General features: G+C 54.0%; 30 protein-coding genes. 12 read left to right on the forward strand and 18 right to left on the reverse strand.

Annotated features, from left to right (window positions below; all coding sequences use genetic code 11):
- Positions 1-891: 891 nt before the first annotated feature.
- Together ACOSDR_RS16340 and ACOSDR_RS16345 are read right to left on the reverse strand one after the other, a co-directional pair.
- Positions 892-1,779, reverse strand: coding sequence for a c-type cytochrome (locus ACOSDR_RS16340; protein WP_420725345.1), 888 nt, complete (start codon positions 1,777-1,779; stop codon positions 892-894).
- A 23-nt stretch (positions 1,780-1,802) separates the two neighbouring features.
- Entirely contained in the window at positions 1,803-2,300 is a 498-nt protein-coding gene (locus tag ACOSDR_RS16345) for a c-type cytochrome (protein WP_420725344.1), read from the reverse strand.
- A 312-nt stretch (positions 2,301-2,612) separates the two neighbouring features.
- Here ACOSDR_RS16345 and ACOSDR_RS16350 point away from each other — a divergent pair, with 312 nt between their 5' ends.
- Together ACOSDR_RS16350 and ACOSDR_RS16355 are read left to right on the forward strand one after the other, a co-directional pair.
- The gene (locus tag ACOSDR_RS16350) at positions 2,613-5,078 is read left to right on the forward strand and encodes a GcvT family protein (protein WP_420731926.1); all 2,466 of its coding nucleotides are present in this window, start codon (positions 2,613-2,615) and stop codon (positions 5,076-5,078) included.
- Positions 5,079-5,114: 36 nt separating this feature from the next.
- Complete coding sequence (locus ACOSDR_RS16355; protein WP_420725342.1) at positions 5,115-5,774, forward strand: dimethylsulfonioproprionate lyase family protein; 660 nt, start codon at positions 5,115-5,117, stop codon at positions 5,772-5,774.
- 9 nt (positions 5,775-5,783) lie between these two features.
- On the opposite strand, the gene ACOSDR_RS16360 is transcribed toward ACOSDR_RS16355, so the two are convergent.
- From ACOSDR_RS16360 to ACOSDR_RS16380, 5 genes are all read right to left on the reverse strand, one after another.
- The gene (locus ACOSDR_RS16360; RefSeq protein WP_420731927.1) at positions 5,784-6,422 is read right to left on the reverse strand and encodes a c-type cytochrome; all 639 of its coding nucleotides are present in this window, start codon (positions 6,420-6,422) and stop codon (positions 5,784-5,786) included.
- A 170-nt stretch (positions 6,423-6,592) separates the two neighbouring features.
- Positions 6,593-7,480: a phytanoyl-CoA dioxygenase family protein gene (locus ACOSDR_RS16365; protein WP_420731928.1), complete on the reverse strand. Its 888-nt coding sequence runs from the start codon at positions 7,478-7,480 to the stop codon at positions 6,593-6,595.
- 91 nt (positions 7,481-7,571) lie between these two features.
- Complete coding sequence (locus ACOSDR_RS16370) at positions 7,572-7,916, reverse strand: hypothetical protein (protein WP_420725339.1); 345 nt, start codon at positions 7,914-7,916, stop codon at positions 7,572-7,574.
- A 12-nt stretch (positions 7,917-7,928) separates the two neighbouring features.
- Positions 7,929-8,216 (reverse strand): DUF883 family protein, encoded by a 288-nt coding sequence (locus ACOSDR_RS16375; RefSeq protein ID WP_420725338.1) that lies wholly within the window; start codon positions 8,214-8,216, stop codon positions 7,929-7,931.
- A gap of 68 nt (positions 8,217-8,284) precedes the next feature.
- The gene (locus ACOSDR_RS16380; RefSeq protein WP_420731929.1) at positions 8,285-8,506 is read right to left on the reverse strand and encodes a hypothetical protein; all 222 of its coding nucleotides are present in this window, start codon (positions 8,504-8,506) and stop codon (positions 8,285-8,287) included.
- Positions 8,507-8,935: 429 nt separating this feature from the next.
- Between ACOSDR_RS16380 and ACOSDR_RS16385 the strand changes: the two genes are divergently transcribed.
- On the forward strand, positions 8,936-9,229 hold the full coding sequence (locus ACOSDR_RS16385) for a ferritin (RefSeq protein WP_420725336.1): 294 nt from the start codon (positions 8,936-8,938) through the stop codon (positions 9,227-9,229).
- A 95-nt stretch (positions 9,230-9,324) separates the two neighbouring features.
- Here the strand turns inward: ACOSDR_RS16385 and ACOSDR_RS16390 are convergent, their stop codons facing one another.
- The 6 genes from ACOSDR_RS16390 to ACOSDR_RS16415 form a co-directional block, all read right to left on the reverse strand.
- Positions 9,325-9,738 (reverse strand): fasciclin domain-containing protein, encoded by a 414-nt coding sequence (locus tag ACOSDR_RS16390; RefSeq protein ID WP_420732030.1) that lies wholly within the window; start codon positions 9,736-9,738, stop codon positions 9,325-9,327.
- A gap of 262 nt (positions 9,739-10,000) precedes the next feature.
- Positions 10,001-10,498 carry a GNAT family N-acetyltransferase gene (locus ACOSDR_RS16395; RefSeq protein ID WP_420731930.1) on the reverse strand — a complete coding sequence of 166 codons (498 nt, stop codon included), beginning with the start codon at positions 10,496-10,498 and terminating at the stop codon, positions 10,001-10,003.
- Complete coding sequence (locus tag ACOSDR_RS16400) at positions 10,491-11,285, reverse strand: PhzF family phenazine biosynthesis protein (RefSeq protein WP_420731931.1); 795 nt, start codon at positions 11,283-11,285, stop codon at positions 10,491-10,493. The genes ACOSDR_RS16395 and ACOSDR_RS16400 overlap by 8 nt, the downstream gene beginning before the upstream one ends.
- Positions 11,282-12,718 (reverse strand): pyridoxal phosphate-dependent decarboxylase family protein, encoded by a 1,437-nt coding sequence (locus ACOSDR_RS16405; RefSeq protein ID WP_420725333.1) that lies wholly within the window; start codon positions 12,716-12,718, stop codon positions 11,282-11,284. Before ACOSDR_RS16405 ends, ACOSDR_RS16400 begins: the two co-directional genes overlap by 4 nt.
- Before the next feature lies 1 nt (position 12,719).
- Positions 12,720-13,697, reverse strand: coding sequence for a threonine dehydratase (locus ACOSDR_RS16410; protein ID WP_420725332.1), 978 nt, complete (start codon positions 13,695-13,697; stop codon positions 12,720-12,722).
- Between the two features lie 117 nt (positions 13,698-13,814).
- Complete coding sequence (locus tag ACOSDR_RS16415) at positions 13,815-14,126, reverse strand: DUF1127 domain-containing protein (RefSeq protein ID WP_420725331.1); 312 nt, start codon at positions 14,124-14,126, stop codon at positions 13,815-13,817.
- A gap of 93 nt (positions 14,127-14,219) precedes the next feature.
- Here ACOSDR_RS16415 and ACOSDR_RS16420 point away from each other — a divergent pair, with 93 nt between their 5' ends.
- From ACOSDR_RS16420 to ACOSDR_RS16430, 3 genes are all read left to right on the forward strand, one after another.
- On the forward strand, positions 14,220-15,662 hold the full coding sequence (locus tag ACOSDR_RS16420; protein WP_420725330.1) for a PLP-dependent aminotransferase family protein: 1,443 nt from the start codon (positions 14,220-14,222) through the stop codon (positions 15,660-15,662).
- A gap of 65 nt (positions 15,663-15,727) precedes the next feature.
- On the forward strand, positions 15,728-16,615 hold the full coding sequence (locus ACOSDR_RS16425; RefSeq protein ID WP_420725329.1) for a S49 family peptidase: 888 nt from the start codon (positions 15,728-15,730) through the stop codon (positions 16,613-16,615).
- A 72-nt stretch (positions 16,616-16,687) separates the two neighbouring features.
- Entirely contained in the window at positions 16,688-16,960 is a 273-nt protein-coding gene (locus ACOSDR_RS16430; protein WP_420725328.1) for a hypothetical protein, read from the forward strand.
- A gap of 41 nt (positions 16,961-17,001) precedes the next feature.
- On the opposite strand, the gene ACOSDR_RS16435 is transcribed toward ACOSDR_RS16430, so the two are convergent.
- Positions 17,002-17,601 carry a DUF1013 domain-containing protein gene (locus tag ACOSDR_RS16435; RefSeq protein WP_420725327.1) on the reverse strand — a complete coding sequence of 200 codons (600 nt, stop codon included), beginning with the start codon at positions 17,599-17,601 and terminating at the stop codon, positions 17,002-17,004.
- A gap of 276 nt (positions 17,602-17,877) precedes the next feature.
- Complete coding sequence (locus tag ACOSDR_RS16440; protein WP_420725326.1) at positions 17,878-18,366, reverse strand: phasin family protein; 489 nt, start codon at positions 18,364-18,366, stop codon at positions 17,878-17,880.
- Between the two features lie 412 nt (positions 18,367-18,778).
- On the opposite strand from ACOSDR_RS16440, the gene ACOSDR_RS16445 reads away from it, so the two are divergent.
- The gene (locus tag ACOSDR_RS16445) at positions 18,779-19,552 is read left to right on the forward strand and encodes a peptidase (protein WP_420725325.1); all 774 of its coding nucleotides are present in this window, start codon (positions 18,779-18,781) and stop codon (positions 19,550-19,552) included.
- Positions 19,553-19,567: 15 nt separating this feature from the next.
- Here ACOSDR_RS16445 and ACOSDR_RS16450 read toward each other — a convergent pair whose 3' ends face one another.
- Positions 19,568-20,287, reverse strand: coding sequence for a hypothetical protein (locus ACOSDR_RS16450; RefSeq protein ID WP_420731932.1), 720 nt, complete (start codon positions 20,285-20,287; stop codon positions 19,568-19,570).
- A 305-nt stretch (positions 20,288-20,592) separates the two neighbouring features.
- Here ACOSDR_RS16450 and ACOSDR_RS16455 point away from each other — a divergent pair, with 305 nt between their 5' ends.
- From ACOSDR_RS16455 to ACOSDR_RS16470, 4 genes are all read left to right on the forward strand, one after another.
- A complete protein-coding gene (locus ACOSDR_RS16455; protein WP_420725323.1) occupies positions 20,593-21,666 on the forward strand; it encodes a serine hydrolase in 1,074 nt (357 codons plus the stop codon).
- Between the two features lie 12 nt (positions 21,667-21,678).
- Complete coding sequence (locus tag ACOSDR_RS16460; protein ID WP_420725322.1) at positions 21,679-22,011, forward strand: DHCW motif cupin fold protein; 333 nt, start codon at positions 21,679-21,681, stop codon at positions 22,009-22,011.
- A 75-nt stretch (positions 22,012-22,086) separates the two neighbouring features.
- A complete protein-coding gene (locus ACOSDR_RS16465) occupies positions 22,087-23,286 on the forward strand; it encodes a hypothetical protein (RefSeq protein WP_420731933.1) in 1,200 nt (399 codons plus the stop codon).
- Between the two features lie 108 nt (positions 23,287-23,394).
- Entirely contained in the window at positions 23,395-24,132 is a 738-nt protein-coding gene (locus tag ACOSDR_RS16470; RefSeq protein WP_420725320.1) for a GNAT family N-acetyltransferase, read from the forward strand.
- Positions 24,133-24,147: 15 nt separating this feature from the next.
- On the opposite strand, the gene ACOSDR_RS16475 is transcribed toward ACOSDR_RS16470, so the two are convergent.
- A complete protein-coding gene (locus tag ACOSDR_RS16475) occupies positions 24,148-24,309 on the reverse strand; it encodes a hypothetical protein (RefSeq protein WP_420731934.1) in 162 nt (53 codons plus the stop codon).
- Between the two features lie 50 nt (positions 24,310-24,359).
- A complete protein-coding gene (locus ACOSDR_RS16480) occupies positions 24,360-24,644 on the reverse strand; it encodes a hypothetical protein (RefSeq protein ID WP_420725318.1) in 285 nt (94 codons plus the stop codon).
- Between the two features lie 408 nt (positions 24,645-25,052).
- Here ACOSDR_RS16480 and tssB point away from each other — a divergent pair, with 408 nt between their 5' ends.
- Positions 25,053-25,571, forward strand: coding sequence for a type VI secretion system contractile sheath small subunit (gene tssB / locus ACOSDR_RS16485; RefSeq protein ID WP_420731935.1), 519 nt, complete (start codon positions 25,053-25,055; stop codon positions 25,569-25,571).
- The last annotated feature ends 8 nt before the right edge of the window (positions 25,572-25,579 follow it).

Consider the following 25,579-nt stretch of genomic DNA (forward strand, 5'->3'; position numbering starts at 1 on the left):
CTCAACATCATCAAAGCCAATGACGACAAAGGCTCCATCAAGGGCAAAATCAAACGCGCCGGATGGGATGATGCCTTCCTCACAAAGCTCTTCGCTCATATGCGATAGCCCTGCCCCTTGAGGGGGGAGGGTTGGGGTGGGGGTGACAAGGCCGCAAGGCCTTTCCCTGCAGTAGGGTTGATTGCGGAGGAGAGAGCACCCCCCTCCCAACCTCCCCCCCTCAAGGGGGGAGGGGTAAAAGATGGGGCTCCCCCCTCAAGGGGCAGGGGTATAATTCAGACTTTTTCGTCATACTCGCGCAGGCGGGTATCTCAGGGCTACAAGCACCCATCGTGCGTGCCGCTCTGGACCCCGGATCAAGTCCGGGGTGACGCTAACTTAGCCAAATGAGCCCTCACCCTGAGGAGCGTAGCGTCTCGAAGGGGGAGCCCTCTGCAAGCACCGCACTTACAGCCCCTCCTTCGAGACAGCGCTATCGCGCCTCCTCAGGATGAGAATGGGACCCTGCATCCCCGTCATACTCGCGCAGGCGGGTATCCAGGGCTACAAGCACCAATCGCGCCTGCCGCCCTGGACCCCGGATCACGTCCGGGGTGACGATGTATCACACAAACGCGCCCTCACCCTGAGGAGCGTAGCGTCTCGAAGGGGGAGCCCTCTGCAAGCACCGGACTTACAGCCCCTCCTTCGAGACGGCGCTATCGCGCCTCCTCAGGATGAGAATGGGACCCTACATCCCCGTCATACTCGCGCAGGCTGGTATCCAGGGCTACAAGCACCCATCGTGCGTGCCGCTCTGGACCCCGGATCAGGTCCGGGGTGACGATATCCGCAGAATTAGAGGTCGTTTGGATGAGAAGGAATTTGCAGAGAGGGGAAGACGGGGCGGCTCTATTTCCCGACTTTATGCTCAATCGGGGGGATTGATTTAAGGTAAGTTGCGATGGCATTCAAATCTTCGTCGGTCAGGTATTTCAGACCATCGTCAATCGCTTCGGCCATACTGCCCTGAACATTGTCGTAATTGGGTTTCAGGCCTTCTTTGAGCAGATAGGCGATGTCGGTCTCGCTCCAGTCTGCAATGCCGGACTCGGCTGGTGTGATATTGGGGACTTTCTCCCCTTCCGGGCCATCGGCGGTGCCGGCCAGATACAGATCCTGATCCAATCCGCCGGTCAGTGTTCTGGGCGTATGGCATTCACTGCAATGGGCCAGGGCTTCGACCAGATAGCGCCCGCGATTCCAGGCCTCGCTTTGGGCAGGATCATCCGCGATTGGGCCGGATTCAAAATTCAGCACTTTCCAGCCATTCAGCAAGAAACGCCATCCCAGCGGAAAATTCGGTTCCTGAGTTTTGTTTTCCTGTTGCACCGGCGGTTGCGCGAACAGATAGGCCTTGATTGCCAGCATGTCCTCGTCGCGCATCTTGGTATAGCTGCTATAGGGAAAAACGGGATAGAGCAGATGGCCTTCTGGAGATCGTCCTTCCCGCAGGGCGGTGATGAAATCTGCGTCGCTCCAATTCCCAATCCCGGTTTCTGGATCAGGCGTAATGTTCGAGGAATAGAAAGTGCCAAACGGCGTTGGCAGGGCGCGACCACCGGCAAACTGTGCACCGCCGGATTTCTCGTCAGTGTGACAGGCAATACAGCCCGCCGCCCGCACCAGATACTCACCCCGCGCCACACTGTCTTGTGCCGCAGCGGAGGCTGTGGCTGCGATCAACCCAATCAAAGCCACAGCCATCCGCGCAACAAATCGGTTCAATTCTTCAAACAACAGAATGGCCCCGTCTGGTCAGATTACTTTTCAGGTCCACGATAAGGCTTGTGACAGCCACCGCAAGCCTTGCCAACATCACCCAAAGCGGCCCCTATTGCGGCGGGATCGCCACCCTTTGCAGCCTCAACCACTGCAGCGGTCGCCATGGACAGATCGTCGGCGGCCTTGCTGAATCCCGCCCAGTCGGACCAGATTTCAGGCTTGGCGCGGCTTTTGTCGGAAATAAGTTCCTGCGCGAAGAGCAGTTTCACTGTGTGGGACATCGCAGCCAGGCTTTCTGCATGCACGACAGTGCCGGCATCCGGTGCCATCTCACCCTTGGCGACCGCTCCCAATGCTTTCAAATGACCACCGATCGCCTTCATGGCCCCTTCGCGGGTTTCGTGCGCTTCCTCGGCGGATACGGTCATCATATCTGCTGCCGTGACAGATGTATTCACCGCAAAACTCTGGTAGGCGAAAAACGCCATGCCGCCCAAGGCAAGGCCAGCTAGTCCTTTGAAATATTTAGAACGCATAAGTCACAGTCCTTTCCTGTTCCACAGTCTCTTAGAGCGATCATATTCAATCCAAGCGATGCAACCACTAAATAGGAAAAGCCCATTGAGGGCCAATCGCAATATTGTGATCAATGTTGAAGGTGGCCAAGCCTGCCCAAAAGCGCATGCTAGAAAACTTAGGGAGTCCCTGTGATGGTGCAACCCCAGCCCGGCGAAAAGGGGGATCGAAAATAATCCAAGGATCAGAAGATTGTCGCTGCAAGCCATGCGAAGCAATGCCATAAATCGTGTCTGAAACCACAGGCAGTCGTTCAAAAGGTGTTAAGTTCCATGGCAGAGTTTCCGCAGCAGGCAGAGGTGGTCATCATTGGTGGTGGCATTGCCGGATGTTCTATCGCCTATCACCTGACCAAGATCGGTATTACCGATGTCGTGCTTTGTGAGCGCAAGCAGCTGACCTGTGGCACGACCTGGCATGCAGCGGGGCTGGTCGGGCAATTGCGCGCCACCCGCAACATGACCGAACTGGCAAAATACACATCTGAACTGTTTGCCGGGCTTGAAGCGGAAACGGGCCAGGCCACGGGCTTTAAACAAAATGGCTCCATTGGCGTTGCAAAGACACAGGCGCGGTTTGAAGAATTCAAACGCGGCGCGTCGATGGGAAAAAGCTTCGGCTTGGAAGTAAATCTTCTGACGGCAGAGGAGATCAGCTCGCTGTATCCTCTTATTGATACGTCAGATGTGGTCGGCGGTGTATTTCTGCCAAAGGATGGACAAACCAATCCCATCGACACGACCCAGGCCTTTGCCAAAGGTGCGCGGATGCGGGGCGCGAAGATCTTTGAACAGACAAAGGTGGAGCGCATTCTGGTTGAAGGCGGGCGCGCCGTTGGTGTTTTGACCGATAAGGGGGAAATTCGGGCTAAAACCGTCGTTCTGACCGGCGGCATGTGGTCCCGCGATTTAGGCGCAGCAATCGGCGTTAATCTGCCGCTTCATGCAGCGGAGCATTTTTATATTGTAACAGAGCCGATGTCCGAGGTTCCCGCAAACCTTCCTGTGCTGCGCATCCCTGATGAATATGCCTATTACAAGGAAGATGCCGGAAAGATATTATTGGGCGCATTCGAACCCAATGCCAAACCCTGGGGCATGGGCGGCATTCCTGACAGTTTTGAATTCGACACGCTGCCGGAAGACATTGAGCATTTCGAGCCGGTGCTGGAATTTGCCATGGAGCGCATGCCGATCTTACAAAAGGCCGGGATTCAATTGTTCTTTAATGGTCCGGAAAGCTTCACGCCGGATGATCGCTATCTGTTGGGTGAAACGCCGGAGGTCAAAGACCTGTTCGTTGCCTGTGGCTTTAATTCCATTGGTATTCAGTCTTCGGGTGGGGTCGGGCGCGTGTTGGCCGATTGGATTCGCGACCGTCATCCGCCAATGGATCTGGCTGATGTTGATGTTCGTCGTATGGCGGCTTTTCAGAACAACAAGACCTATCTAAGGGACCGCACAACGGAAACACTTGGTCTTCTATATGCCATGCACTGGCCGAATTATCAGGTCACCACGTCCCGTGGCATACGCAAGACCCCGTTTCATGATCGCCTGGAAAAGGCCGGGGCTGTCTGGGGGGAGACGGCGGGCTGGGAACGGCCGATGTTTTTTGCCAGTAAGGCGGAAGACCGGGTTTTCGATTATTCCTATGGGCGGCCTGGATGGTTTGATGCCGTTGGCGCAGAATGCCGGGCGACACGGGATGGTGTTGTGCTGTACGACCAGTCCAGCTTTGCTAAGTTCCGGGTGGAGGGGAGGGATGCCTGCGCAGTCTTAAATCGCATCTGCGCCAATCAGGTCGATGTGCCGATTGGCAAGATGGTCTATACGCAATGGCTGAACGAGCGCGGCGGGATAGAGGCCGACCTGACCGTCACCCGCCTTTCGGAAACCGCCTATCTGGTTGTTACAGCAGGCGGCGCCCAGGTCCGCGATTTCGCCTGGCTGCAACGTCATATCCCGGAAGATGCCCGATGCGTTGCAATGGATATCACATCCGGTCTGCCGATGCTGGGCCTGATGGGGCCGGGCAGCCGTGCGCTGTTGCAGGCTGCAACCGGGGCGGATTTATCCAATGACGCCTTCCCCTTTGGAACGATGCAACAGCTTGAATTGGGCTATGCAAAGGTTCAGGCCGGGCGCATCACCTATGTTGGGGAATTGGGGTGGGAAATATACATCCCCGCCGAATTTGCCCTGCATGTATATGATCATCTGACACAAATTGGCGCGGATCATGGGCTGACCCATGCGGGATATTTCGCCCTGAATGCCTGTCGCACGGAAAAGGGATTCCGGCATTGGGGGCATGATATTGCAGAAGAGGATTCTCCGCTTCAGGCAGGTCTTGGCTTTGCCGTTGACTGGGATAAGCCTGATTTTATCGGGCGAGATGTCCTGTTGCGGCAGAAGCAGGCGGGCATTCCGGCGCGGCGCCTGGTGCAATTGGTGCTGGACCAGGATGATATCGATGCGCCCATGATGTTTCATGAAGAACCGATCCTGCGGAATGGCAGGATCGTTGGCAGCACGACCAGCGGTGCCTGGGGGCATCGCCTGAACAAGTCCATTGCTATGGGCTATATTACCTGTCCGGACGAAGATGGCGGCCATGTTACAAAAGACTGGATCGCTGCGGGGACATATGAAGTTGAGATTGCTTGGAAACGCTACAAGGCAACCGCTCAGTTAGGTGCACTCTATGACCCAAGGGCAGAGCGTGTGAAGGCTTAACTGATTTGTTCCTTTTAATGCGACCAGGGGATTTCCATGACCGAGACACGGCTTTCAAATGACCCGAACTGGCGTTATCTGTTGCGTGAATACTATGAGCTGTATCGATTTCTGCCATCGGGCGGCAGCGCGCCGATACGCGCCCATCAACGGGTGGTGCGGGAAGCGATCAGTCGAACGATCCAGGATAATCCAGAGATTAAACTACGGGATCCAAATACAGTGCCAGTGGTACAGCATCTGCGTCGATCACTGGATCAGGGAAAGTCTGAAAAATTTGCGGGTTTAATTCGATCACTGGAAGCCGTCAGCCCGTCTCTGACATGGCAATATGGCTATGAGAAAGTACCAAAAGGGCTGGAGCGTAGCTATGGTTTTACGGAAATAGCAGGGCCAAATGGCCCAGTCATCACCCGGAAGGTGATCCTGGGATTGGTGCTATTTGCCCCTGGATGTACCTATCCCGCCCATGCCCATGATGGCATTTCAGAAAGCTATGTTTGCCTGTCTGGGGCGGTTTCGGAAAACAATCATGGTGTCTTTGCCCCGGGCTCCCTGATCTTCAATCCTCCGAACCATCTCCATCGAATCACTGTTTCGGATCGAAACCCTTCGCTTCTGGCTTGGGCATGGATCGGGGATGAAGAGAAACTTGCCGGGCAGAAGATGGTTTTTAGCAGAAAATCAAAGATCTGACCTTAGGACTCAAGGGTTACGCAGGGCACAGCTAAGCCCGGCGTAGTATTCCGCATAGGCATCCAGATAGGGCCTATGGCCGTCAAAGAACATGATACCTGCCAGACGGTGATATCGCTTCGGGCCAGCATGCTCATGTGCCTGGCTTTCCCATAATTGCTGTATTTGTTGCTTCAGATAGGTTTCATCCTGCCCCGCCAGATAGGGCGTATCCTGCCAGGGGTTACTGCTGTCTTTGCCGCCATGGCATGTAACGCAATGATCGACCCCACGCGGGGGCGCACTCTCAGTCTGTTTGGATGATTGGTCGATACAGGGTAGGTGCTCATAATAGGCCGCGATCTGTCGGATCTGCCAGGGGGAGAGCGTGTTCAAAATTTCTGTCATCACGGGATGATAGCGATGGATCAGGAGCTTCCCGTCCTTATCGTTAATGGTTTCAAGTCGCATATGCATCATGGTCCGCACCAGAAAGGCGGCTTTCTGTCCGGTCAGATTCGGGACGCCGGGTTTAAGGACCGCACCGTCTGATGAATGGCATTGGGCGCATCCATAAGCGGAAACGATTTTTTCCCCAACAGCGGGATTGCCTGTGGTCTGGGTGGTTTGCGCATAGCTTGCATCGCCCCAAAACAGGATCAGACTCATGCAAGCCAGACCTGCTAAGGGCCTGAGAAAGGTCCTAACAGTGAATGGAGTTTTGTCTTTTAACATAACGATAATCTTCTCTGCCCGTTTCTATACTCAATTACTAACGCAGAGAATTTGCCGTTGCTTTGATCCAGGGCAACAGAATCGCTTTTCTGCTGCCGGGTTGGTTACATTTTCGCGCGGTCTTGATTTGAAAACAGGGATGTATATCCAGCGCTGAAATCAGGGGGCAGTTCAATCATTCCCGCCTCCAGTCTCGCGAAGCGGGCGGGTTCGCCACGCACCATGCGGTTGCGATGGCGGCTGTCAATCACGGGCGCGGTATAGGCAAAGGCATCTGCCGCTGCGAATTGAATTGTCAGCGTGATACAGGTGTCTTGCGTATTGTTGGCGGGGGATCCATGCACTGTGAGCCCATGATGAGCCAGCACATCACAAGGTTCACATGGCACGACAGTCGCATCCCGCAAGACCTGTGGATCGACATCATGTTCGCAGGTGAACACGTATTTCCCGTCTTTCCAAATACTTAACGGTCCATTCTTGTGGCTGCCGGGGACAAAGGCAATGGCACCATTTTCAACGGTCCGTGGCGTCATGGGTAGGCTGATTGCCGCGAGATTACTGTTGGTATGCGGGAAATGCGTCCAATCCTGATGCCATTGCACGATCGCGCTATCGGTGCTTGGAAATTTGAAATTAATTTTCGCGTGATAGAATTTGACCGGGCAGCCCATAAGCTCTGCGACCACATCGCCCACCGGGGATTCGAAGATCGCCTCTTCAAAAACCGGATCCAACTCGGTAGGGCTGGAAATGCGTCGCAGGGCAGGATGGGTCGCACTGTGCTCCGGTCCCAGATCGAAATGGCGATCAGATTTGGTCAGGGTTTTGGCCTGATCCATCAGCCCGTGAGTTGCCTTTGTTAGGCGATCCAGCAGATCATTTGACAGGGCCTTGCGGGCCAGAACAAAGCCTTCGCGCCAATAAGTGTCAATCTGGTCCTGTGTCAGAACACTTGATGACAGTTGCGCATTAGATGCACCGGTTTGCATGGTTTCTTCCTCCCTAAAATCTGTTTTGGAAAGAAGGCTAACGCAAATTGGCTGATGTGAACAGAAGGTCAATCCCGCGGCAGCGAGGGACCTATTTCGGGTCCAATTCCTGAAACATTTCCGCTGCTTCCTTCGAGCGTCCCTGGGACATCGCGATTCCCGCCGAAAATGCCGTCAGCATCGATCCCACACCAACTTTTGTCGGGGTTGGTTCCGATTTTGTTTTTGACTCTGGTGACTGTGTGAACACCAAGACAAAGATTAAGGGCAGGAAAAACCAAAGCCCACCCGCTATGGCAAAGGCCGCAGCCGGGTTTAATTCCGTCGATAGCCACAGGACTAAAGCGACGGTCGCCAGGGCCAGTCCCACCAGACTGGTTACGGCAACGACGCCCCACAGGGCGCCGTTGCGCAGTTTATTGCGAAAAAGTGCCATGATCAGGCTCATTTAACGCCGGTCCAGGATTTTGCCGGCGACGAGCCCGATCCCGAAAGCGATGGCGATTGCGCTCATTGGATTTTCAGCGACTTTCGCATCCGCAACTGTTTTTGCGGCGGTAAGTCTTTCGCCAGCTTGATGAGATGCAGCAGAAAGGCGTTCTTTTAACTGTTCAGTTCTTGATTCAGAACTATCGCCAAAATGATTCAGCAGTTGCTTCATGTCATTTCGTAAATTGTTCAAGTCCGCGCGAAGTTCTTCAATATCAGCGGCACTATTTTCTTTTGCAGTAGCCATTAGGTTTTTCTCCTAGGTCGGTTGTTAATGCGTTTTACTCTTCACCAGACCTAGGAATGCGACTCGTTTTATTCAACCACATTTTCATTTTGTTGTATTAGGCGAAAGCGGCTGGTGTCGTTCAGCACGACAGACGCGAACAGGCGAACATCCTTGGATGTGCCCAAAGAACTGAGGCGGACATGCAGCGGGAATCCTGGAGAATCGACAATCTCTGAAAGCTGCCAACGCAACCGCCAACTGCCAACGCTTTCATAGATTGAGCCAATTTGAAGAGGGGCACGGGCCATAGTAAATTTGTTCCTTCTGGTTTCGTCATCGCCACCTGAAATTCCGCTTAACAGGGGGCATAAGTCATATTCTGTTTTGACATGGACTCCGCGTCGATCACGTTCTAACTGCGGCAAAGCCGGGTATTACGTTTCTGGATCGGATAATCCTTTGGTTCAAAATCGTGCCTTCCAGTCCGGGGCTATATTTGAACCGCTGCACTGTTCGTCAGCACGGACAGTAGTGCGCCTTTCCACGGAAATAGGCAACATGGATTGCGGGATAATTTTAACATTCTATGCGGTTTGCACGCTTTGAGTTTTCGGTGCAGCGGTGACACAATTCAGGTACTATCGGATTCTGGGTGAACGCGAGGCATTGATCGTTCACGATTTTGATCTATCCCTAACATGTGTAACCACTGTCACAGTAAATGTAAGGAGAATTCCATGGCTGCATCCAGCGATAATCTACATGCCCCTCGCGAAAGACTGAGCAAGGAAACAATCCATCTTCACCACGCGATTGTATCGCTGATGGAGGAATTGGAAGCGGTTGATTGGTATCGTCAACGGTCTGATGACTGTGATGACGAGGTGTTGAAAGAGATTCTGTTGCATAATATGCGCGAAGAGATGGAGCACGCTGCCATGGTGCTGGAATGGATTCGCCGAAACAGCACCGATTTCGATGGGTTTTTGAAAGAATTCCTGTTCAAGGACGGCCCGATTTCTGATCATTGAGGCGTTTGAACATCTTGCAGAAACAGTGAAACCGGCCACCCCGTTTGGATGGCCGGTTTCTTTATCATCTTAAAAGGGTGATAGATTGCCATCTCTTACATTGGTGGCATGATCACCTTGTCGATGACATGGATAACACCATTGTCGGCCTTCACATCGGCGCTGATGATTTTCGCATCATTCACCATAGGCCCCATATCCAGATCAATGGTCACGTCAGATCCTTCAACCGTTTTGGCCATCATGCCATCTTTCAGGTCTGCCGCCATGACGCTGCCGGGCACAACATGATAGGTCAGGATCTTAACCAGACTTGCCTTATTTTCCGGCTTTAACAGATCGTCAACAGTTCCAGCGGGCAGGGCGGCAAAGGCCTCATCTGTCGGGGCGAATACGGTCAAGGGACCAGGCCCTTTCAGCGTATCTACCAGACCTGCGGCTGTGGCGGCGGCCAGTAAGGTATTGAAGCTTCCGGCGCTTTTCGCAGTGTCCACAATATCTGCGGCCATGGCCTGGGCTGACAGGCCCAGCGAAAGGACGGCTGCGGTGACGAATTTCGTGATTTTCATTTCAGTAATCCCTTTGTCGTTCATTGAACCCCCAAAGGGATACGCATGTGATTTCCGGCTGGTTTTGTAAAATTAGAGGTATAAAATTATTGTGAACGAGTGATCCAAAAATAATAAGCATCGTAATCACAGACTTTTTTTAAATAATATTAAAAATTGAAGTCCTTATATTTTATAGGGAAAATTTTATAGTTATTTTATATTAAATGTTAAGGGTTTGAAGGTCTCGTTCATAGAATATCAGGTCTTTTGGGGGATTGTCATAATAGGCGTCTCGTCTTTGGAAACCCAGCTGTTTGTACAATGCCTGTGCCTCGCGCATGCGTTCGACCATCGTGTCCAATCGAACGGCGCTATAATTTTGTGATTTTGCATAGCGCAGGACCGTCTTGGTCAATCGACTGCCCAATCGATGTCCGCGATAGCCGGGCCGGACATACAGGCGTTTCATCTCAGCAGTTCCGCCTTCATGGGCGCGCATGGCGACACATCCGGCAATCGACCCATCGACGCGCGCCAGCCACATATTGCCCGCCGGGCGGCTGTAATACCCAGGCAGAGCCTCCAATTCCTGATCAAAGGCCGCAAAACAGATATGGAAGCTTAAGGTTTCAGCATATTCGACAAACAATGTCTTGATGAAGGCGAGATCATCCCCGTCCTCGTTGGCTTCGCGGATATCCACCAATGGCTCAGACATAAATTTCGCCTTTCATATACAGCAAAGCGCGCCCCGCGATGCGGATGCGATCCCCTGCGGCTTCGCAATACAGGGACCCGCCACGGGCCGAAACCTGGCGACAATGCAATTGCATCTTGCCCAGACGCTCGACCCAATAGGGGACGATTGTGCAATGGGCAGAGCCAGTAACCGGATCTTCCGGAATTCCGGCATGGGGCGCGAAGTAACGGGAGGCGACATCACACTCATCGCCCTTGGCGGTGACGATCAGCCCATCCTCTTCCATCCCGGCGATAAAATTCAGGTCAGGAACGACGGCGCGCACCTCTTCCTCATTCATCAGAATGGCCATGTTCTTATGGGCGCGCAAAAATCCGACGGGCTCTATGCCACCCAGGGCGGCTGCCAATCCATCTGGTACCCGTGTTGCCGTGCCGGGGCGACTTGGGAAATCCAACTCAACGCGGTTGCCCTGAGCGGTTGCGGTCAGCACGCCAGACAGAGTCTGAAAACGCACAACATCGCGGTCATAGTCCAGATGATCAAACAAAAGGGCAGCACTGGCCAGGGTGGCGTGACCACACAGGTCCACTTCAATCTCTGGCGTAAACCAGCGCAGGTGAAAATCAGCATTTCTGGTGTCGGCCAACGGGACATAGAAGGCGGTTTCGGAAAGATTGTTTTCCATCGCGATGGCTTGCAGGGTTTCGTCTGGCAGCCAGGTATCCAAAGGCATAACGGCAGCCGGGTTGCCGGTGAAGACACGGTCCGTAAAGGCATCCAATTGATAGATGGGGTAGGTCATTCTGTCTCCTGTCGGCGCGCCGAAAATGTCCGGGCTGTAGTGTGCATCGCGTTTGTCACACGGTCGAGGTCTTCTTGCACCGTCATCCAATTGGAGAATGCCGCGCGAATACCGGTTTTTCCAGCGTAGGCGCCAGGTGTCATGAAAACATCACCGGTTTCGTTCAGCGCTTTCAGAAAGCCCCGGTTCCAGGCATCACCATCTTCTTGCTCAGCAGGTGGAATGGCCCGGAAACACACAACGTTCAGGGTTGTGGGTGCTAACAATTCAAAAGCCGGGCTGGCTTCGATCCAGTCGGCCAAAGATTTAGCCTGCTGGCAATTGCGCCGGACAATATCGCGCACGCCCGCCGCGCCATAGGCCGCCAGTGTCATCCAGATCGGCAGCGCCCGAAACCGTTGGGAGCTTTCCAGCGCGCGATTGACGTAATGGGGCAATCCCTTTCCTTCCACATCCAGATAGGCGGGCAGGGCGCCTGTTGCGCGCTCAATCAGGTCGACGCGCCGGGTGAAGTAAAAACCACTGTCATAGGGCACATTCAGCCATTTATGCGCGTCCACGGTGATCGAATCGGCGCGTTCAATCCCGGATGTGCGATCTGCCAGTTCCGGTACTGTGCGGGCGAACAGTCCGAACGCGCCATCGACATGCAGCCAGGCATTATGCCGCTTACAAATGCTCGACAGGGCTACCAGATCATCAAAAGCGTTTGTCGTGACCGTACCGGCGCTGGCACAGACAATCTTTTGTTCGCCAGAAGGGGCCGCGCTTAGCAGTTTTTCCAACGATGTCGGATCCATGGCCTCGGTCTCTGCCAGCCGGGCCACGGGGCGAATGGCATTCTCTCCCAGGCCAAGATATCGGGTCACTTTGACAAAGCTGGAATGCGGGCAGGCGCTGTAAATTGCAATTGGGGGCGCGCCTGCCATACCGCGTTTGGCGATATCATAGCCGACCTGTTCCCCGGCCCATTCGCGCGCGATCAGCAGGCTGGCAAAATTTGCGCCCGTGGCCCCCGTCGTAAAGGCCCCATCAAAGGCATCGACAGGCAAATTGAACAATTGTTTCAGCCAGTCCAGCGTTTGTACCGCAACGGCGACAGCCGCAGAATCACCGGGAGAGGCCGCATTCTGATCCACCGCAGCGGCCAGCCAGTCCCCGGCCATCGCGGCAGGTGTTGTTCCCCCGGTGACATAACCCAGAAATCGAGGGCCGACGCTGCCCGAAAGATTTGCCCCATGACGGGCCAGAAACTCGCGCAATGCTTCGCTGCTGCCCACACCTTGGGCAGGAAGTTCGATATCAGATACGACATCCCATTTGCGCGCGCCAACGGGGCGGTCGGACAGGCTTTTGTGAAAATCACCTGTTGCCGTGACAACCTGATTCAGCAGTTCTGTTAGATTGGCGTAATCGTCAGACATGCGGGTCATGTTAAATCCTATCGTCAGCATCAACCTCATTCAGAATTCTGGTGTATAGCGTGCGATCTATGTTGCCGCCTGTCAGAATGACGGCAACTTTCCGTCCGGCCTGTTTCTCTCGTTCCTGCCACAGGGCTGCCAGGGGGGCAGCACCGGCCCCTTCAGCAATGTTATGGGTGTCGTGATAATACCAGCGCATGGCTGCTGCGATTTCTGCGTCGCTGACCCGCAAGATGCGGTCTGCGCCGCCAAGGATGATTTCCAGGGCAGCATCCACGGGAACGCGGCAGGCCATGCCATCGGCCAGGGTATCGGCGCTGTTGGTTGATAGGGCGTGACCCGCCTCGAAACTCAGGGCATAGCTGGCGGCCCCTTGGGCGACGACACCGACCACTTTTGTATTCAGGCCCAGGGCATTGCGGGCAGAAATAACGCCGCAAATGCCAGAACCCAGGCCGATTGGCACATAGACTGTTTCCAGATCCGGGGCGGCCTGGAACAGTTCCATGGCATAGCTGCCGACGCCACGGACCAGCAATTCATGGAAGCTGGGCAGCATCTCCAACCCTTCCGCGTGCGCCAGTTCTTGCGCATATTCCGCTGAAGCCTGAAAATCGTGCCCCTTTTCTATCAAGCGTCCGCCCTGCGCGCGCATCGCGGCATTTTTCTCGACGCTGTTACCTTCTGGCACAACGATGGTGCAGGGGGTATTGAAGCGACGACAGGCTGTGGCGATGGATTGTCCATGATTGCCTCGCGTCGCGGTGATCATGCCGCCTTTCTGGCCCCGTGCCGCGCGATCACTGATATAGACCAGGCCGCCACGAATTTTGAAGGCACCGATGGGGGTATGATTTTCGTGCTTTACCCATAGTTCACATCCCAATCTTTCCGCCAACAGGGGCCACACATATTGCGCCGTTCCCGGAAACACGGAATGCACCAGGTCAAATGCTTCGGTCATCTCAGCTTTTGTCGGGGCAATCATCGGAACCTCCTGAATATCGTATCGCAGGGACGGTAACAGAACATTCTGTAAAAGGGCAGTCGGGCGGCCTGCCTTCCGCGCTTCCAGCGGGCCACCCGATGCCGATTCCGGCGAACTCTAGGGGAAAAGTCGCCAGAATGACTTGTTCGCTTCTTTCTGCGCCTGTTGAGCCGTGATGCCGATATCGCGCAACTGATGGGCATCCATCATCAACAATTCGTGGCGCATCCGGCAATGTCGGTTCCAGCGGATCAGAACGGACCAAACAATGCCAAGCACAGACATTTTCCGGTTTCGGCGCATTTTGCCAAATTCTGTGTCAGCCTTGAAATGTGGCGTATCCGTCTGTTGCCCAGAACGCTCCGATCCCGCCGGGAAGGTGCCCGTTGAGAACCTGATCGATCCGGGCGTAAGTTGAATTGTACCCATACAATTTCTCCTTTTCGCCCAGATGAGACGACATTGTCTCGATTAATGTCATAAAGTCTTTTCATTGATACCGTCAAATGATACATTGTCACCATGACAATAAAGCAAGACATTTGGGTTCCTGACCTGAAAGACCATCCCGGCCCGAAATATCGCGCCGTCGCAGATGCCATGATGGGCGATATCAAATCGGGCAGGCTGAAGCCGGGCGACCGTTTGCCGCCACACAGGGATCTGGCCTGGGCCTTGGGTATGACGGTTGGCACCATCACGCGCGCCTATCAGGAAGTGGAAAGCTTTGGCTTTGTCGCCGGCGAAGTGGGGCGGGGCACCTTTGTGCGCCCCCCTGCGGAGCATAATCGTGGACGGCATGTGTCGACCTTGCCAGGGGACTGGTACAGTCCTGAGACGGTGAATGCCGAAGATGATTCCATGCCGATTTCCATGCAATTCAACTATCCCCCCGGGAATGTCGGATCGGACGTCTTTCGGTCAGGCTTGTTGGAATTGTCGCAGGACCCCCAGATTGAACGCCTTCTGGGCTATCAACGCCCTACCGGGATGCCCCTGCATCTGGACGCTGCCAGAATGTGGCTGAAGTATCGTGGTATATCGGCATCGGATGATGAATTGGTTATTTCGTCTGGGGCCCATAATGCGATTTTGGCCTGTCTGACCACCCTGTGCCGCAGCGGCGGTCGGGTTGCGACCGAAAGCCTTGTTTATCCCGGCCTGCGGGCAATTTCCCGGATGCTGAATTTTGAGCTGGTGCCGGTGGAGCTGGATGAGGAAGGGATGTGCCCCGACTCCTTGCGCGCTGTTTTGGCCATTGGGGGCATTGATGCGGTCTATACCGTGCCAACCCTGCAAAACCCGACCAATGCGACACAGTCGGAGGAACGGCGGGATGCTTTGGCGGCGGTGCTGAGAGAATTCGACACACCGATGGTAGAGGATGATCTGTTCGGCCTGTTGCCGCGTCACGCGCCCAGCCCTTTGAGCGCGCGTCTGCCGACATTGGGATATTATGTCACGTCGCTGTCAAAGACGATGGCACCTGGCTTGCGGGTCGGTTTTGTGAAATGCCCGGTAAAGGCCCGGGACCAAGTTGCGGCGGCTGTGCGCGCCAGTACCTGGATGGCGGTGCCGTTGATGGTGGAACTTGCCTCTCGCTGGATTCTGGATGGCACGGCAAAGGCGGTGCTGGATCGTCGGCGGGCGGTGGATCAGACACGCCGGGATATCGCACAACGGCATTTCCAGGGATTGGATTATTCCATGCCGGATGGGGCATTGCATGTCTGGCTGCAATTGCCGGACCCCTGGCATGCCAGCCAGTTTGTTTCCCACGCAAAAGAGGATGGCGTGATCCTGTCTGCGGCGCATTCCTTCTCTATCGGACGTGCCAGGCCCCCTTTTGCGGTCCGGGTCTGTCTGGGCCCCCCCGGCACGGAAGCACGGCTTGAACAGGGTTTGAAAATTCTGCGTCATGTGATTGATGAGCATGACCCGACGGAAGATGCCCGTATCATGTGACGGATTTCCAAAATTCGGGCGCTTTGCCCTTGTCAGAGTACAGTCCAATCCTCACTTATGGCGGCATGATAGATACAACAAATGATGTTGCTGCCGATAAGCAGCCACCGCGTTCCGCCGACAGTATTCTGTCGCGTCTTCCCTTTATCGGTCGCAAAGGACCTGTCGTGGCCGTGATACGCCTGTCCGGTGTGATCGGGCAGGGGGGCGTTGGCCGTCGCGGCTTGACGCTGGAGGCGTTGGAGCGCCCGATTGAGCGCGCCTTTTCGATCAAGCAATGTGCCGCAGTCGTGCTGGAAATCAATTCTCCGGGCGGGTCGCCGGTACAAAGTGACCTGATCGCCGGTCGTATCCGTGACATGGCGGATGAGAAGAAAATCCCGGTCTATGCCTTTTGTGAGGATGCCGCTGCATCCGGGGGCTATTGGCTGGCCTGTGCTGCGGACAAGATTTACGCCATGCCGGGCTCTATTGTCGGGTCAATTGGCGTTGTTTCCTCTGGTTTTGGTTTCGTGGAAGCGATTGCGAAGCTGGGCGTGGAACGCAGGGTGCATACGGCCGGTAAGGAGAAGGCCATTCTGGATCCCTTCCAACCGGAAAAGCCAGAAGACATTACGATCCTGAAACGCATTCAGGCAGATTTGCATGACCAGTTCACCGGTTGGGTGAAACAGCGTCGCGGCGACCGCTTGGATGCCAAGAAGGATCTGTTCACGGGCGCATTCTGGACCGGGCGCGAAGCTAAGGATCTGGGGCTTGTGGACGAATTGGGCAATCGCCGTGCGGTGATGCGGGCGCAATTTGGGGACAAGGTCCGGTTTGTCCAAACCGTGCGACCCAAAAGCCGATTACAACGTCTTCTGGGTATGGAAGCTTCTATCGGTGCGGGGGTTGCGGATGCAGCGCTGGATCGGTTGGAAGATCAGATGCACTGGCAACGGCTGGGCTTGTAAGCCGGGGACAGTGATGGGGCGCGCTGATACTGTCAGGCTTGACCGTCTGGTAAACGCTGCTTAGACAGAACCATGTTCTTAAAAACCGTACTTCTTGTCGTCATTGTCGCCGTGATTTGGTTCGGCTTCCGCCATTTTGAGCGGCGTGACCGCGTTGCAAAGGGAAACCGCCGCACGGGGGAGCGCAGCTTTGGCGAAAGGCTGGCGAAGTCTGTGCGTGAAAAGACCGGCGGCACGTCCAAAGACACGGGCGCGATAGAAGACACCGAACCATGCCCGACCTGTGGGTCATTTGTCTCTGTAACCGGTGTCTCAAATTGCGGAAAGCCCAACTGTCCTTATTAGACAATTGGGCTTTGCATAGTCTCACACTGATTTAAAAAGGCTTATTCCAGGCCTTCCCAGCCGCCGGCATCCGGATCGTCGGTGACCGGCTCCATGATCGGCTGATCCAGCGGCTTGCGACCGGCGCGAATTGCCTTGTCGATTTCCACTGCCAAATCATGCTGAGAGCACAGGCCGATTTCGACGGGGGACCGGGGACGAATGTTTGATGAATTCCAATGGCTGCGATCCCGCACGGCTGCCACGGTGGGCTTTGTCGTGCCGATGAGGCGATTGATCTGGGCGTCTGCCAATTCGGGATGATGCTTCACCAGCCAGGCAATGCCGTCTGGCTTGTCCGCGCGCTTCGATACGGGCGTATAGCGGGGGCCTTTGTGGCGAATAACCGGCTGGGGGATATCGCTTTTGGCGACCTGTAGGCGGGCATCTGGGTCCGCTTCACAGCGCTTCAGTTCTTCTGCATCCAACTGGCCGCTTTGCACCGGGTTGATACCGTGCATGCCAGGTGCGACTTCGCCATCAGCGATCGCTTGCACTTCCAATTCGTGCAGGCCACAGAAATCGCCAATCTGTTCAAAGGTTAAACCGCTGTTATCAATCAGCCAGACCGCAGTGGCCTTGGGCATCAAAAGCTTCACCATATCGTTTGTATGCTCCATGGTCTTTAGACGGCGGGGCCGTGTTATTGCCAAGTCTCGGTAACCTAAGACCGAGAACCAGATACCCCACGCGTGTCAGGAATTCACCGGGCTTATAACAATCGTGCCGCTGTGACGCAAAGGAAATTCCGCGCATTCCCTGAAACGGGGTCTGGGCCCATTTCAATGGTGAAATAGAAACGGGGCAACTCGATTTGAGCTACCCCGTCTCTTAAACCACAGACCTGGCTTTTCAGCAGGTATGCCGATCAATGCGCCTTAAGCGGCGATTGGCTTCATCATCTTCTCAACGACGACGGTGAACTGTGCCTGGATCGGCTCAACGGTTTCGTTGGCAACCTTCAGGCTCATTTCAGAAACCTTGGTGCTTTCAGCAACGAAGGCGTCGAACTGAGAACGGGCCAGATCAGACTGAATTTCAACAACATCATTCAGTGTCTTGGCAGTCATCATCGCCTTGGCGGCGCTGACATTGGATTCAGCCTGGCTTTGGGCGAAGGCGAACAGTGTCTTGCCCAGGTCTTCCATGCCTTTGGTCATCACGTTGCCAGCCTTAACATAGGCATCGACGGCTTCTTTGTTGTAAACGGCAAAGTCGTCATAGCTCTTCAGGGCAGCGTTTGAAGCCTTTTCGACCTGTTCCTTGGTCGCGGCAACGGCCTGTTCAACAGACTGTTTGCCAGCGGCAACAGCATCGTCCATCGGCTTGGTGTCAATGGTCGGGGTGGTTTTCTTAGCGGTCGTCATAATACTCTCCTTCAGGTGTTTCCAGTGGCCAATAGGCCAATCCGGGGATCAACGGGAAGCCCCGGACCCTCCGGCGCTTCTATCGGCAGTGAATCACGCTGTCGTTCAGCGGGATTTGTGCACTGCAACAATTTCTATACACGCTATATGAGAAACATGGTTTAAAAGGTCAAGAGAATTTTTTGTGCACTGCAACATAAATTTTTTAAAATTGGTAATTCTTTGTTAATTAACAGGTGTTTAAATGATTATGAAACTATCCTGACAAGGCTCATTTCCTGATATTTTTGATCACCAGCCTTGTTGGTTTGGCATAGAGTTTCCATTGGACCGATGCGAAAGAGTCAGCGTAATCTAGCCGATTGGCGCGCTCCTGTGATCCAGATTATAAGATGTATAGAACGAGGTTACGATGACATATTGCTTGGCGATTAAAGTACAAGAAGGGTTGGTCTGCCTGGCAGATGGTCGCATAACGGCTGGCACACAGGTCACAACGGCGCGGAAAGTGGAATTCATTGGGCCGCGATCCGCCTCTGTCTTGACCATGACATCTGGTCTGCGGTCCCTGCGCGATAAAACACTGGCCTATCAGAAGCGCGCAATTCGTCGTGATAATGGCAAGGCCTATGCCACAATGCTGGACGCGGTTGAGGCATATTGTGATTGCCTGCGCCAAGTCTATGACGAAGATGCGGAAGACTTGGAGCGGTCAAAGCTGAGTTTCAATCTGCACAGCATTATCGCTGGAAAAATGTCTGAGGATGAAGAGCCAACGGCCTTTATGGTCTATCCAGAGGGCAATTGGATCGAGGTGGATACCCGCACCCCCTATCTTTCAATCGGTGAGACCAGTTACGGAAAGCCTATTCTGGATCGGGCATTGACCAGCAAGACGGATTTGAAAACCGCGACCAATCTGGCCTATCTGTCTTTTGACTCAACCCGGATCAGTGCGGCCGACGTTGGGTTCCCTATCGATTTGATCACCTATGCAAATTCGGACCATATCTGGCGCGAAACCCAGTATGACTATGACGATGTTCTGGAAGTGCGTCGCTGGTGGAACGAAAATTTGCGCCAGATGGCAATCAAAATGCCGGACGGTCCCTGGGCACAGACACTTCTACCACCGGCATCGCTGTCAAACACCCTGACCCTGATCAAAGACGAGGATCGGCGCTAGCCGCTCCTGTTCTCCTCAATGTGATACGGAAACACCGTTCGCATTGACCCGCATATTATAGATGTTACCACCCTCATCGGCTGCGGATCTGCCGCCGATCGCTTGATTTGGCGTCAGTGTCCGGCGTTCCCCGTCCGTTGGGGGTTGACGCACATCGATGTCGTTCTGGTCAACCTCATACAGGATTTCCGGGAAGGTGAGGGCTTGAAAATCCGCATCGGGATATTCGTAGGCCTGAAAAGAAAATTCGCCATTCCGGCACCCTGCGACCAGCCAGGCATAAGAGGTTGAGGCGATTTTCTTGCCAACCGGTGCAGGCTGTGTGGACCAACCAGATGCAAGCAGATCCTGTCGAATCGCCTCTAATTTATCGGCGGGTAATGTCTCCACCTTGTCAAAAGGGCGGAACGGTCGGCTGGGATCGGATAAAAACTCCCAGGGGAACCAGTTGCTGGCGGCCACGGTCATGATGCGGCTGCGCAATTGCGCAACAGGTGTCACATCGGCATCAATGTCATAAATGCGGACCTGCACATTCCTGTCGGCGATATAGGTCAGCCGATACCGTTCGCGCCCATCGACGCGACATGCGGTCGCAATGTCTTCGCCGCTGATAAAGGAAAACCATGTGGCGCGACGATTCAGGGGATTGTCGATCTCCCCAGTACTGGTGCAGCCTGTTAAGATTATGATTAGACTCAATAATCCAATGGGGGCTGATCGTAACTTGGTCATTCCTGAATCCTGTTCTGTGGTGTTATTTCGTAAACCCAGTCATGCAGTGCATATGGTCGTTGTGACTCTGGCACGCAAATAGATTTTCACAAAATCAACTTTTGTAATAGACACAGGGTGTTACTTGAAGTATTAAAGATTCGAGGTCAACTGGGGGTTTGTCGAAAGTCACCCCTTAGGACATAGGAAGAATTCCGAAAGACTAAGGTGACATCGTGAAAGTCATAGCAGCATTTCTCTTGGGCTTAGCCCTTGTTTATTCAACTGTTCCTGTGAATCAGGCAGAAGCACGTTATGCATCCATAGTGATTGATGCTGATTCTGGCCGCGTTCTACATGCGACAAATGAAGATGACCGCAATTACCCGGCATCTTTAACCAAAATCATGACCCTTTACATGGCTTTTGATGCCTTGAAACAGGGGAAGATTTCACTGAAAAGCCGGTTGCAGGTTTCCAAGCGCGCATCCGGCATGGCGCCATCGAAACTGGGCCTTAAGCCAGGCCAGACCATCACTCTGGAAGACGCAATATTGGCGCTGGTCACGAAATCCGCCAATGACGTTGCGGTTGTTGTGGCGGAAGCCCTGGGGGGCACTGAAATCAATTTCGCGATTCAAATGACAGAACGCGCCCGCCAATTGGGGATGAGCCGCACCACCTTTAAAAATGCCAGTGGCCTGCCCAATCGGCGCCAGCTGTCCACAGCGCGCGATATGGCCATGCTGGGCCTGCGCATCCGACAGGATTTTCCAGACTATTATGCTTATTTCGCGACGACCCATTTCAAACATGCCGGTCGGACCTTCAAGAACCACAATACCTTGCTGTCATCCTATGAAGGGACGGACGGGATTAAGACCGGCTACATCCGGGCCAGCGGTTTTAATCTGGTCGCGTCGGTACAGCGCAATGGTCATCGGTTGATTGGCGTTGTTTTCGGCGGCAAGTCCGGCGCATCGCGTGATCAGCATATGCGGAAATTACTGGATGCCGGTTTCCGGCAGATTTTGGATGAATCCCTGCCGCGCAATGACATGGTCGCGGTAAACATGCCCACGAATCAAAAGGTGCAGATCGCCGAAGATCAGGTGCCCCAAGGGGATGCCGCATCGGATGTGGACCTGACGGAATTACAAACCACACGCTGGACGATCCAAGTCGGCGCCTTTAGTCGGTCGGATGCTGCCCGGACTGTCGCACAGCAGGCGGTCACCCGTCTGGGTGATCTGGGCGAAGGGTCGGTTGTGGTGGTGGACACGTCCGGAAAGCTTCATCGCTCCCGCGTGGCTGGCTTTGATAAGCGCAGCGCCTTTGCTGCCTGCAAGATGCTCAAGGCGAAGAAAATGGATTGCATCGTTTTCGCCCCGCAAGGCTGAGCAGAGCGCTGAATGAAGCTTTCGGACATTCCTTTTGGCATTACGACCTGGGCTGATATTCCTGAAACCCGACATCCGGGGGAAACCGGATACGCCACCTGGCGGACCCAGAATTTTGGGGATATCCGCGTTCGAATGGTGACCTACAGCCCCAATTATCTCGCCGACCATTGGTGCCAGAAGGGGCATATCCTCCTGTGTCTGGAAGGCGAATTGCACACGGAACTGGAAGACGGTCGTACCTTTGTCCTGACGCCCGGTATCAGCTATCAAGTTGCCGATCAGGCAGAGCCCCATCGATCCTCCACCGGTGACCGTGGCGCAACGCTGTTTATCGTGGATTAGGGCTTCTCTTGCCCTTTAAAGCCGTTACAAGAAAACAGGCTCATCGCACAGACTCCAAAAAGGGCGTAACGCGGAATGGTGATTGATATCGCGGTCATTCTCGCCGTCATTCTGGCGGGGCTGATGCTTTGGATGCCCCGTGTTCGCCTCTCTAAGACTTGGCGGGCGATGACCACCCCGCTGGCATCCATCATTGGCAGCGGCTTTCTGGTTTTGGGGCCCATTCTGGTCGCGTCCTATGGGATGTATGCGCCGCTGGTAATGGCTGTGTTATGTGCCGGGGCGTATCTTTATGGGGCGGCTATCCGCTATAATATCGGTGTTATTGAGACACTGGGCGTCGACCGTGGGCGTGGTATCGATACACTGGAAACTGTCGCATCCGGCGCGCTTGGTTTCGCCTATATCATTTCTGTGGCCTATTACTTAAATCTGTTTGGTGCCTTCGCCGTCAGCCTGACGCCATTGAATGCGCCCTTCTACGCCAAGCTTGTGACAACGGCGGTTTATCTGTTGATCGTCACGGTCGGATGGACCCGTGGTTTCAAGTCCCTTGAGCAGATGGAGTATGTCTCCGTTTCGGTAAAACTGGCGATAATCGCAGGATTGCTGATTGGCTTGGCGATTTTTTTTGAAGACAAGGCGACCCATTCGGGACTGATCTTTAATCCTCTGGTGGAAACCGGATGGGCAGGGATCACGATAGCTTTTGGCTTGATTGTTACGGTTCAGGGTTTCGAGACATCACGGTATCTGGGGGCGGAATACAACAGTCAGATCCGCGCGACATCCATGCGATGGGCCCAATGGGTGTCGACCGGAATTTATGTGATTTATATCGCATTGCTGGCGTATGTGTTCGAACAGGATGCGCTGGTGCTTACAGAGACGGCCATTGTCGACATGATGAAGGTTGTCGCCCCGATCCTGCCATTTCTGCTGGTGGCGGCGGCTCTGGCAGCGCAGTTCAGTGCGGCTGTTGCCGATACCAGCGGATCGGGCGGGCTGATTTCCGAAGTGTCGCACCATCGCATCACCCCCGGTAAAGCCTATGCGCTGTTGACCGGGATAGGCGTGTCGTTGACCTGGACTTCTGGCGTGTTTGATATCATCAGCTACGCTTCCCGCGCCTTTGCCGTCTATTATGCGCTTCAGGCTGGAATTGCCGCTATCAGTGCCGCGAGGGAACGATCCTGGTTCAGGGCTGTAGTTTTCGCGTCTCTGGCAGCTTTGGGCATGCTCATTGTGGTATTTGGGCAATCAGCGGAAGGATAACGGGGTCTTGGATGGCCCTCTGTGATATTTGTTAGTGGCCCTTTTGTTCGCCGGGAACGCGCTGTATCGCTGTCGGCAATAAGACAGTCTGTGTTGAAAGGGTAAAGAATGAAACCGGTTGTGAATGAATTGGGCCAACTCATCGGGCCCGCCGTTCCGAATTTTACACCCCCCCAGCCGCCTACCATTTCAGTCATGACCGGACGGACAGGACGGCTGGAGCGGATTGATCCAGACCGCCATGCCGCAGATCTCCATGCGGCCAATTGCAAGGCGGACGATGCGCGCTATTGGACCTATCTTCCTTATGGTCCCTTTGCGTCAGTGGCAGACTATCGTGCCTGGATGGAAAAGGCATGTCTGGGCACGGATCCCCTGTTCTATGCGGTGATAGATCAGGCGACAGACAAAGCCGTTGGCGTTGCCAGTTATCTGCGCATTGATCCAAAAGTGTCTTCCATAGAAGTCGGGCATATCAATTTTTCCCCCGTGATGCAGCGCAGTGTGCTGTCCACAGAAGCGATGTTTTTGATGATGTCCCATGTATTTGATGACCTGGGATACCGTCGCTATGAATGGAAATGCAATGCCCTGAACGACGCGTCCAAGGCCGCAGCGTTACGCCTGGGCTTCAGCTATGAAGGCACGTTCCGTCAGATGTCGGTTGTTAAGGGTCACAACCGCGACACGGCCTGGTTCTCGCTGTTGGACCGTGAATGGCCTGCGGTGAAGAAGGCATTTCAGGCCTGGCTGGATCCAAAGAATTTTGATGATAAGGGCACACAAAATCAATCGCTTAGCACATTAACGGCAGCAGCGATTGAACAGGTCCAGGCGTCCGACTGATTTTCGGAAGTTGGGTTAGGACTCCGCCTCGGTGGTCGGCGGCTCCTCCGGCATGTTCTTTTGGATCAAATCCAGGATTTTCACCGCCAACTCGTAAGGCATTTCCATTTGGATATTGACCTTCAAGGACGTTGGAAGGGTCGCGCTGCCATTAAATTCCAGAATTTTCTCTGCCATGGGTCTCTCTCATCTCGGGGACTGATCTGGGGAAGATTGTAATTGTCTTATCAGGCCTTGGCTGCGTCGTCGCTGCTGCCTTTGGCGGCGCCGGATTTCTTTGCTTTCGCCGCTTCCGTCTTGGCGGCCTTGCGGGCTTCCGCCTCTGCCTTGCGGCGCTCCGCTTCGTCTCGGCGCATCTTGGCAGCTTCTTCTTTTTGCTTCTGATCCTTATAATCATGAACAGTTTGAAGTATCTGCATCGCCTGATCGTGCGGCAATTCCAAATCAATACGGATACGAATGTGACCGTTGGGGCTGTCTGACCCAATTAATTCAATAATTTCATCACTCATACAGGAATGCCTCCCAGGCGGTTTTTTTATCCCGATCAGTTTATACGGATTTCCCGGACTTCACCACATTATGATTTTATCTATATTTATCAATATGTTATATATTAATTAAAAATTAAGGAAATAGCGGGTGCTATATCAGTAATCGTTTTAGGTGCTCATAAGGCTATTTAAGTAACATAATTCGAAAAAAAGATAGAGCATGGAAACTCTTGCAATAGTAAGTGACTTTCATTTAACTTGTCTTGCGAATCATGGCGCGGAAGCCGATTCGAATTTGGGGTATCCGGCGATGTGCGCCGCAAAGGTTTAAACTGGCAGCTTTCAAAAGCTGAAGTCGTTAGCAGAGTGTCTGGTTAATCGCCCGGATGGGGCGAAGACCGGGCGGTCCGATGAAGGGGGACATCGATGTCCGATAGTATTCAGCACAAGATCAGTCGGGTCCGCCCGCCGCGCGTTCAGATCACCTATGATGTGGAAATCGGCAATGCGATCCAGATGAAGGAATTGCCTTTCGTCATGGGGATCATCTCTGATCTGTCCGGCAAGCCGTCAGAGCCTTTGCCGAAGATGAAAGAGCGCAAATTCGTCGAAATTGATCGCGATAACTTCAACGATATTCTGGCCAGCATCAAGCCGCGCCTTGCCTTCCAGGTCGATAATAAAATGGCTGAGGAAGACAGCAAAGACGGTGGCAAGATGAATGTCGAGCTAAACTTTCGCTCGCTGGAAGATTTTGAACCCGTACAGGTCGTCAAGCAGATCGAGCCACTGCGCAAGCTGTATGAGGCCCGTCAGCGGTTAAGCGACCTTCTGACCAAGCTGGATGGCAATGACGATCTGGAAGCGCTGTTGCGTGAAATGGTCGGGAATGCGGACAAGCAAAAGGAAGTTAAGAAGCTTCTGGAAGATTCTAAGGGCAAGTAAGCTCGTAA

The sequence above is a fragment of the Hwanghaeella sp. 1Z406 genome, from assembly GCF_048892425.1.
Classification (GTDB): Bacteria; Pseudomonadota; Alphaproteobacteria; order UBA8366; family Aestuariispiraceae; genus Pacificispira.

Excerpts from the sequence above, each read along its gene's own strand:
- ACOSDR_RS16345 (WP_420725344.1), bottom strand. The coding sequence starts at position 2,300 with ATGCGTTCTAAATATTTCAAAGGACTAGCTGGCCTTGCCTTGGGCGGC.
- ACOSDR_RS16350 (WP_420731926.1), top strand. The coding sequence starts at position 2,613 with ATGGCAGAGTTTCCGCAGCAGGCAGAGGTGGTCATCATTGGTGGTGGC.
- ACOSDR_RS16355 (WP_420725342.1), top strand. The coding sequence starts at position 5,115 with ATGACCGAGACACGGCTTTCAAATGACCCGAACTGGCGTTATCTGTTG.
- ACOSDR_RS16360 (WP_420731927.1), bottom strand. The coding sequence starts at position 6,422 with ATGAGTCTGATCCTGTTTTGGGGCGATGCAAGCTATGCGCAAACCACC.
- ACOSDR_RS16365 (WP_420731928.1), bottom strand. The coding sequence starts at position 7,480 with ATGCAAACCGGTGCATCTAATGCGCAACTGTCATCAAGTGTTCTGACA.
- ACOSDR_RS16370 (WP_420725339.1), bottom strand. The coding sequence starts at position 7,916 with ATGGCACTTTTTCGCAATAAACTGCGCAACGGCGCCCTGTGGGGCGTC.
- ACOSDR_RS16375 (WP_420725338.1), bottom strand. The coding sequence starts at position 8,216 with ATGGCTACTGCAAAAGAAAATAGTGCCGCTGATATTGAAGAACTTCGC.
- ACOSDR_RS16380 (WP_420731929.1), bottom strand. The coding sequence starts at position 8,506 with ATGGCCCGTGCCCCTCTTCAAATTGGCTCAATCTATGAAAGCGTTGGC.
- ACOSDR_RS16385 (WP_420725336.1), top strand. The coding sequence starts at position 8,936 with ATGGCTGCATCCAGCGATAATCTACATGCCCCTCGCGAAAGACTGAGC.
- ACOSDR_RS16390 (WP_420732030.1), bottom strand. The coding sequence starts at position 9,738 with ATGGCCGCAGATATTGTGGACACTGCGAAAAGCGCCGGAAGCTTCAAT.
- ACOSDR_RS16395 (WP_420731930.1), bottom strand. The coding sequence starts at position 10,498 with ATGTCTGAGCCATTGGTGGATATCCGCGAAGCCAACGAGGACGGGGAT.
- ACOSDR_RS16400 (WP_420731931.1), bottom strand. The coding sequence starts at position 11,285 with ATGACCTACCCCATCTATCAATTGGATGCCTTTACGGACCGTGTCTTC.
- ACOSDR_RS16405 (WP_420725333.1), bottom strand. The coding sequence starts at position 12,718 with ATGACCCGCATGTCTGACGATTACGCCAATCTAACAGAACTGCTGAAT.
- ACOSDR_RS16410 (WP_420725332.1), bottom strand. The coding sequence starts at position 13,697 with ATGATTGCCCCGACAAAAGCTGAGATGACCGAAGCATTTGACCTGGTG.
- ACOSDR_RS16415 (WP_420725331.1), bottom strand. The coding sequence starts at position 14,126 with ATGGGTACAATTCAACTTACGCCCGGATCGATCAGGTTCTCAACGGGC.
- ACOSDR_RS16420 (WP_420725330.1), top strand. The coding sequence starts at position 14,220 with ATGACAATAAAGCAAGACATTTGGGTTCCTGACCTGAAAGACCATCCC.
- ACOSDR_RS16425 (WP_420725329.1), top strand. The coding sequence starts at position 15,728 with ATGATAGATACAACAAATGATGTTGCTGCCGATAAGCAGCCACCGCGT.
- ACOSDR_RS16430 (WP_420725328.1), top strand. The coding sequence starts at position 16,688 with ATGTTCTTAAAAACCGTACTTCTTGTCGTCATTGTCGCCGTGATTTGG.
- ACOSDR_RS16435 (WP_420725327.1), bottom strand. The coding sequence starts at position 17,601 with ATGGTGAAGCTTTTGATGCCCAAGGCCACTGCGGTCTGGCTGATTGAT.
- ACOSDR_RS16440 (WP_420725326.1), bottom strand. The coding sequence starts at position 18,366 with ATGACGACCGCTAAGAAAACCACCCCGACCATTGACACCAAGCCGATG.
- ACOSDR_RS16445 (WP_420725325.1), top strand. The coding sequence starts at position 18,779 with ATGACATATTGCTTGGCGATTAAAGTACAAGAAGGGTTGGTCTGCCTG.
- ACOSDR_RS16450 (WP_420731932.1), bottom strand. The coding sequence starts at position 20,287 with ATGACCAAGTTACGATCAGCCCCCATTGGATTATTGAGTCTAATCATA.
- ACOSDR_RS16460 (WP_420725322.1), top strand. The coding sequence starts at position 21,679 with ATGAAGCTTTCGGACATTCCTTTTGGCATTACGACCTGGGCTGATATT.
- ACOSDR_RS16465 (WP_420731933.1), top strand. The coding sequence starts at position 22,087 with ATGGTGATTGATATCGCGGTCATTCTCGCCGTCATTCTGGCGGGGCTG.
- ACOSDR_RS16470 (WP_420725320.1), top strand. The coding sequence starts at position 23,395 with ATGAAACCGGTTGTGAATGAATTGGGCCAACTCATCGGGCCCGCCGTT.
- ACOSDR_RS16475 (WP_420731934.1), bottom strand. The coding sequence starts at position 24,309 with ATGGCAGAGAAAATTCTGGAATTTAATGGCAGCGCGACCCTTCCAACG.
- ACOSDR_RS16480 (WP_420725318.1), bottom strand. The coding sequence starts at position 24,644 with ATGAGTGATGAAATTATTGAATTAATTGGGTCAGACAGCCCCAACGGT.
- tssB (WP_420731935.1), top strand. The coding sequence starts at position 25,053 with ATGTCCGATAGTATTCAGCACAAGATCAGTCGGGTCCGCCCGCCGCGC.